We start from the raw sequence: 6834 nt of genomic DNA, 5'->3' as shown, positions 1-6834 counted from the left end.
AGAGGTGGTCCCACATGTTTGAACAACTAAAAGCTTATTTATAAGTGATACTCTGCTCTAGTTAAGCTACCTTATTTTGTTGTGGTAGCTGGTCATAGTAAAACTCATCTGGAGTCATTTTGTCCAGACTCGAATGAGGTCGTTTCAAATTATAAAATTCAAAATATGCGTTTAATTGCTTCTTCGCATCCAAAACATTGCTGTAGGCTTTGAGATACACCTCTTCATATTTAACGCTCCGCCATAATCGTTCAACCATCACATTATCAACCCATCGACCTTTACCATCCATGCTGATTTGGATGTCATTTGATTTCAATACATCAATAAATGCATCACTGGTAAACTGACTGCCTTGGTCTGTATTAAATATTTCAGGTCGACCATATTTTTCAATAGCTTCATTTAATGTTTCTATGCAAAATGTAACCTCCATACTAATCGATACTCTATGCGCAAGTACCTTGCGGCTATGCCAATCAATCACAGCACATAAATAAACAAAGCCTTTTGCCATAGGGATATACGTTATATCCGTAGACCACACTTGATTACTGCGCTGAATAGCCAATCCTTTGAGCAGATATGGATATTTGCGGTGAGCTTGATTAGCCTGGCTTAAATTTGGTTTGCAATATAACGCATTAATGCCCATTTTCTTCATTAAAGTACGTGTATGACGTCGTCCTATATGATGTCCTTGACGATTCAACAAATCACGCATCATACGGCTACCTGCAAAAGGGTATTGCATATGTAACTCATCCATACACCGCATCAGCTTCAGATCTGATGCACTCACAGGTTTTGGGCGATAGTAATAACAACCACGGGAGACTTTCAGCAGCTGAGCTTGCTTAGATACTGAAATCTGAAGTGAGTCATCGATTAACTTTTGTGGTTGAAGCGGCCCAGTTTCTTCAACACACCTTCTAAAAAATCAATTTCTAATGCCTGCTCACCGATTTTTGCATGTAGTTTTTTTAGATCGATGGGTGGTTCTGTTGGAGCTTTTGATTGATCGAAAGCTTGCGAGGAAGCTGAAATCAGTTGATTTTTCCAGTCGATAATTTGGTTTTGATGAACATCAAATTCAGCACTCAATTCAGCAAGTGTTTTTTCTGCTTTAATCGCAGCAAGTGCTACCTTAGCTTTAAAATCATTTGAATGATTTCTTCTTGGTCTACGTGCCATAAAATACTCCATATATTGATGTTTATAACATCATTTGGGGAGCAAAATATCACTTATAAGTGTTGTTCAAATTTCCTGATCCACCTCTTTATGTATTATGGAGGAAAAATAAGCATCAGTCGGCATTCAAAGTCTTAATTAATATAGCGGAGTACATTTTAAGTTTACTTATATTTTTAAATTTCAAAAATAAAAGATTCTAGAATGGAGGACTAAATCTTAAGTAAAGTTATTTTATAGAGTTCTTAAAGCTTTATTTCTAGCCAATATCACATTGACACCTAAAACCCCTCCGATTATCCTTTGCCTGCTAGCCACATTGCTAGCGGGTTTTAGCAGACCCTATTTAAACAAAGACGATAGACAGAACCTAGTTTTGTGTGTCGTGAACTCGTTCGCCCCCTTTTTCTCTATGGTAGGGCGGAAGGGGGACACCTTCGGGTGTGCTGGTTTCTTTGTTTTCCAGTCTGCTAACCCTCTTTCGTCCTGCCACCATCATTTAGCAGTGATTGGTAGGATTTCTTTTAAAAAACAAAGGAGTCCGCAATGCGTACTAATTCTTCTCATTTATTGGTTTTTGCCAAAGTCTTTTTGTCTATACCACTTAAACAGTCTATAAGGCGGTTGAATCGACTTTAGGTTTTTGCACCTTAAAAATCGTTACGACTCAAAAATTATAGCAACAATAAACCCGAGATAGGCGAGCACATCTTTATTGTGCGGCTTTTGCATGCCTGTATTTAGCACTCAATTTAAGAGTGACGGCATGTCTATCTCTTTTATATACAACAAAAAATTATTTTAAGCGGTATAACTATGCCAAATTTAGAAGCTTCCTTTAGAGCACTTAGAGTGCTTCACACAGCAAGAGATTTATTTAAACAATACGGATTTCACAAGGTTGGTGTCGACCGAATTATTGCTGAGTCCAAAATTACCAAAGCCACCTTTTACAACTATTTCCACTCTAAAGAAAGACTCATTGAAATGTGCTTAACCTTTCAAAAGGACGGGTTAAAAGAAGAAGTATTTTCTATTATTTATTCATACCGTGAACTTATGGTATTTGATAAGCTCAAGAAAATCTTTTTTCTGCATGCCAACCTCGAAGGGCTGTACCGTTTACCTTTACAGGCCATTTTTGAAATTGAAAAGTTTTATCCAACTGCCTACAAGGTGGTGGTTGATTATAGAAACTGGTTGGTGACCCAAATACATCAATTACTTTTAACCATTAAAGCCGCAGCTACACTCGAAGACGCCTATATGTTTTTGTTTGTGATTGATGGGGCAATGGTCCAGCTTTTGAGTAAAGATAGAATAGATGAACGAGATAAATTATTAGATTATTTTTTAATAATGATGTTCTAGACTAAAAATAAAAGCCCCGATAATGGGGCTGTTATAATGTTAGTTACTAACTAAAATCTCAATTACCACTTATGGCTATAAGTCACTTTTAATGTCACACCATTTGCAACTAAGTGACTGGTATTATCGCTTGTTCTTAATAATTGGCTATATAGAGGATAGTACTTGCGGTTAAACATATTCTCTAAACCAATCGTCACAGTGTCTTTTTTATTAAGTGCAAAGCTACTGATTAAATCTGCTGTTGTATAAGATTTTACATCGTAGCGACCAAAACTATTCTTGCCGTTTAGGCGGTAATCTTCTGAACCGAAGTAAGTGGCTTGTAAACGGTTTGTCCAAGTTTCTGTTGGGCTATAAGAAATATAACCTGTGAGTTTTAATGGCGGAATACGGAAGCCTGTCATGTCTTGCTCAGCACCATTTTGCGGTTTTTCACGGCCTTTCATCCACGTAATGCTACCACCAGTTCCCCAAACATTGGCATCGTCCAGATAGTCAAAAGTTGCTTCAACACCAGTGACTTTTTCTTTGGTTCTAGTAAGTGCCAGACCATTGCTGAAAGACTGCACAGCGCCTAGATCAGAAGTAGAGTGGAAGACTGCTAAGCTTGATGAAAAGTTATTGAAGTTCCCTTTCCAGCCCAACTCATAGTTATCAACTTTTACAGGTTCTAAAAATGAAGATGATAATTCATAATTTTTTTTCTTATCAGTATTATCTGCATTACGAATAATTACACCAACATCGGGTAATTGAAAACCTTGGTTAAACGATGCATAAATCGAGTGCTGGTCATTTGGAGAGAAAGTTACATTAGCATTGTATAACCATGCATCAGCTTTTACTTTCCCACCTTGATATACATAAGGGTTTGGCTTATATGATTGTGTTTTAGGATCAAATTGTGATAATGGAATAAAACTATCAATTTGGGCATAGCTGTCTTCATAGCGTGTACCTGCTTCAGCCGACCATTGGTCATTAAAGCGATGTTTTAACTGTACAAAGCCACCAACACTTTGTGTGGTAAGTTCAGGTAAATAAATGAGCTTACCAGTTTTTACAAAATCTAGGCCACCAGATTGGTCATAAATATCAGGATTGAAAGTATCTAAAGGCATTTCGCTTTTTTCACGGCTAAAGTCACCACCCCAAACCAGTGAGGTGTCACCTAAAAACTCAAGCGGTGTGGTAACAGTTAAACGGCTACCGAGTATGTTATTTTCTTGATAGATCTGGTCTACGTTTCCACCCCGATTCGGATTTTTACGTGCATCAAATGGTGAAAAACGGGTAAAGAAGTCACGGTAATAAATTTGAGCATCAACTTTATTACCAAAAAAGTCTTTATGGTTATAGGTTAAATTGTAGATCTGGTTTTCGTTTTTAGTCTGGTCTTTGAGTTTTAAGCCTTTAATGGCTTTGGCTGGTACAGTTCCGGCAGGGGCATTCTTCACACTTGGGTCAGATGCATAATCTGAATCTTGCTCGGCATTATAGTAGTTTGCAGCGAATTGTAGATATTGGTTGTCATCAATATGGTAACCAAGCTTACCGCCGATGCTATAGCCGTCAGAATCATATAAATCTCCTTGACTTGGTTCAGGTGCAACACGGTCGCCACTTGCATCGTATGGGCTACCAATACGTTGGTAACCAAAGTCGAGTGCATAGTCAAAAGCGTTAAAGCTGCCTGTGAAATATTGATGAATATCGCCACTTAAAGCATTAGAACGGAAATTTGTTAAAGGTGTCTGTAGCCCAACGACTGTTTTGGCGGTAGGTTTTCCACCAGCCGCTTTTGTGGTAATTGAAATAATACCGCCAGAAGCGCCACCGCCATAAATTGCGTTACTACCGCGAATGACTTCAATGTTAGCAATACTTTCAGGGTCGATAGCTGAAAGACCTCTTGATGTGTCGCGTGTCAGGTTCATTGGAACGCCATCGACCAAGATGAGGGCATTACGGCCCCGTAAAGTTTGACCATAATCGGTAATGGTTCGGCTTGAGTCAGACAGGCCCGGTACGGCTTTAGCTAAAACAGTTGCAATATTTCCAGATGAACCATTTCTTAAAAGTTCAATTTGTTTTTCATCTAGCTTGGTCACTTGTTTGGCAGATGTAGAAAGTTCATCTGCACGTGAAGCGGTGATTGTAATTGTAGGGAGTGCTTCAGGTTTTTTTTCAGCATCTGTTGTCTCAGAAGGCGAGGCTGCAAAGGCCGAATTTGAGAGAAAGATGGCTCCACCAAGTGATAGAAGTGGAATGATATTTTTTGCTTCAGACTTCCTAGTAAAAAGTTTATTACTTTTTATCTTATTTCCCATTTTCTCGCCCTGAGAGTGATTGTAAATTCGTCGAATTATAAATGAGAATGATTTTAATTAATAATATTATTAATCTATATAATAGAAGTATTTGTGGCTCTTAAATAAACATAAATAACAAAAGATCTTCTAAGAGAGTTAAGAGTTTTGATTAATTTAATACATTTTAAAAGTCTTAAAACTTGTTCATATGTCGCATTCTTAAGGAATAAAAATCTTTTTTTATATAGGTACAAAGAGAAACAGTGACTTGAGATCAATATCTTTCCACCTATTCCATACTTGTTAATCTATTTATTGTCTAGTCGAATAGTAGTGATCAGCTTTTATCTAATTTTACGATTGAATATTACTTCCTTGTTGTATTTATGACGACATATGTAAACAAGCCTTAATCTATAACACATGAACACTTTAAAATTATTGAAAATAAAGTTTTAAGGTGTAGGTTTTGGATTTTTTTAATTTTTATCGTGATCTTCAAGCTGAGTTAAGCAACTATCCTTGGCTAGAAATGCTAGTTTCGCTCACACTTTTGATCCTTTTTGCTGCATTAGCAAATTTCATTGCTAAACGAATTATTGTTCGGGGAATACGTCATTTAGTGACTAAAATTAAGTCACTCAACCAGTCGGTTTTTGCCCAGCATAGTGTCATTAAGCGATTTGCCAATATTGTACCGGCCATTGTCATTATGAATGGTATTACTACCGTTCCGCATTTGTCGGAAAAAGCGGTTGCTTTGGTACAGATGGGCGCACAAGCATTCATTTTCCTCACGATTGCGCTCACCATTAGTGAATTATTAAATATATTTAATTTAATCTATCAGCGTAATCCAAAATCTAGAAACAAGCCGATTAAAGGTTATTTGCAACTCGTTAAACTCATTATTTTTGTTGTTTGCGGATTAATGATTTTGGGTACATTCCTGAAAAAGGATGTATTTACGTTGTTGGCTGGCTTCGGTGCAATGGCAGCCGTATTAATGTTAGTTTTCCAAAATACAATTTTGTCATTGGTCGCGAGTGTACAAATTGCCTCTTATGACATGGTTCGTATTGGGGACTGGATTGAAATGCCATCGCTCAATGCTGATGGTGATGTTATTGATATTTCATTGCACACTGTGACCGTTCAAAACTTTGATAAAACATACACCACGATTCCAACCAATAAACTAGTGACAGACACTTTTAAAAACTGGCGTGGTATGAGTAATGCGGGCTGTCGCCGTATGAAGCGTTCTCTTTATATCGATCAAACTAGCGTGCACTTCATGACCGAAGAAGAGCAACAAAAACTCAAAGATTTCTTATTACTAGATCAATACCTCAATGCCAAGCAATCTGAGATTGACGAATTTAATAAGCATTTAGGTAGTCAGTCACGTTATAACAAAAGACGCTTAACCAATATAGGAACATTTAGAGCATATGTTGAATTCTATTTGCGCCAGCATAAGGGTATTGCTCAAAATCAAACACTTATTGTTCGCCAACTACAACCAACGAGTGAAGGTCTACCATTAGAAATCTATGCATTTACCAATACCACCGCATGGGTTTCTTATGAAGCAATTCAGTCCGATATTTTTGATCATCTGATTGCGATTTTGCCTGAGTTTGGCTTAAGAGTGTATCAGGCACCTTCAGGTCATGATTTTCAAAAACTAACAATAGAATAAACAACTGTTAGCGTGCTATCTATTTTATTTTCAAATAGATAGCATCTTTTTAATAATTTTATACATTAATTTATAACTATTCTTAGAAAATTATTATTAAATAGCTGTATAAGTTGATTTTAAAAGCTACACGCAAGTTGTAGCTTAAAAGATTTTAAGCAAACTCAATTTAAAACTTGCAGGAGTAAGGCTTAAGTAACAAATTTGACACTTTGAACAAAGAAAATACTAAATGTTTAAAAATAACAA

At 36.8% G+C, this 6834-nt stretch carries 4 protein-coding genes; 2 read left to right on the top strand and 2 right to left on the bottom strand.

What is annotated here, in order from left to right:
- Positions 1 to 61: 61 nt before the first annotated feature.
- Positions 62 to 1206 (bottom strand): IS3 family transposase gene (locus MKL36_RS04245; RefSeq protein ID WP_085944219.1). Its coding sequence is split into 2 segments (ribosomal slippage): positions 62 to 942 and positions 942 to 1206, totalling 1146 coding nucleotides; the frame shifts between segments, so codons are not numbered across the junction.
- A gap of 804 nt (positions 1207 to 2010) precedes the next feature.
- Here MKL36_RS04245 and MKL36_RS04240 point away from each other — a divergent pair.
- Complete coding sequence (locus tag MKL36_RS04240) at positions 2011 to 2565, top strand: TetR/AcrR family transcriptional regulator (RefSeq protein WP_002059404.1); 555 nt, start codon at positions 2011 to 2013, stop codon at positions 2563 to 2565.
- A 62-nt stretch (positions 2566 to 2627) separates the two neighbouring features.
- Here MKL36_RS04240 and MKL36_RS04235 read toward each other — a convergent pair whose 3' ends face one another.
- On the bottom strand, positions 2628 to 4898 hold the full coding sequence (locus MKL36_RS04235) for a TonB-dependent receptor (RefSeq protein WP_021510440.1): 2271 nt from the start codon (positions 4896 to 4898) through the stop codon (positions 2628 to 2630).
- A 451-nt stretch (positions 4899 to 5349) separates the two neighbouring features.
- Here MKL36_RS04235 and MKL36_RS04230 point away from each other — a divergent pair, with 451 nt between their 5' ends.
- On the top strand, positions 5350 to 6585 hold the full coding sequence (locus tag MKL36_RS04230) for a mechanosensitive ion channel family protein (protein WP_000345327.1): 1236 nt from the start codon (positions 5350 to 5352) through the stop codon (positions 6583 to 6585).
- Positions 6586 to 6834: the final 249 nt, after the last annotated feature.

The sequence above is a fragment of the Acinetobacter sp. AOR12_HL genome, assembly GCF_027855275.1.
GTDB classification, from domain to species: Bacteria; Pseudomonadota; Gammaproteobacteria; order Pseudomonadales; family Moraxellaceae; genus Acinetobacter; species Acinetobacter baumannii.
This window is presented reverse-complemented; position numbering and strand designations above follow the sequence as displayed.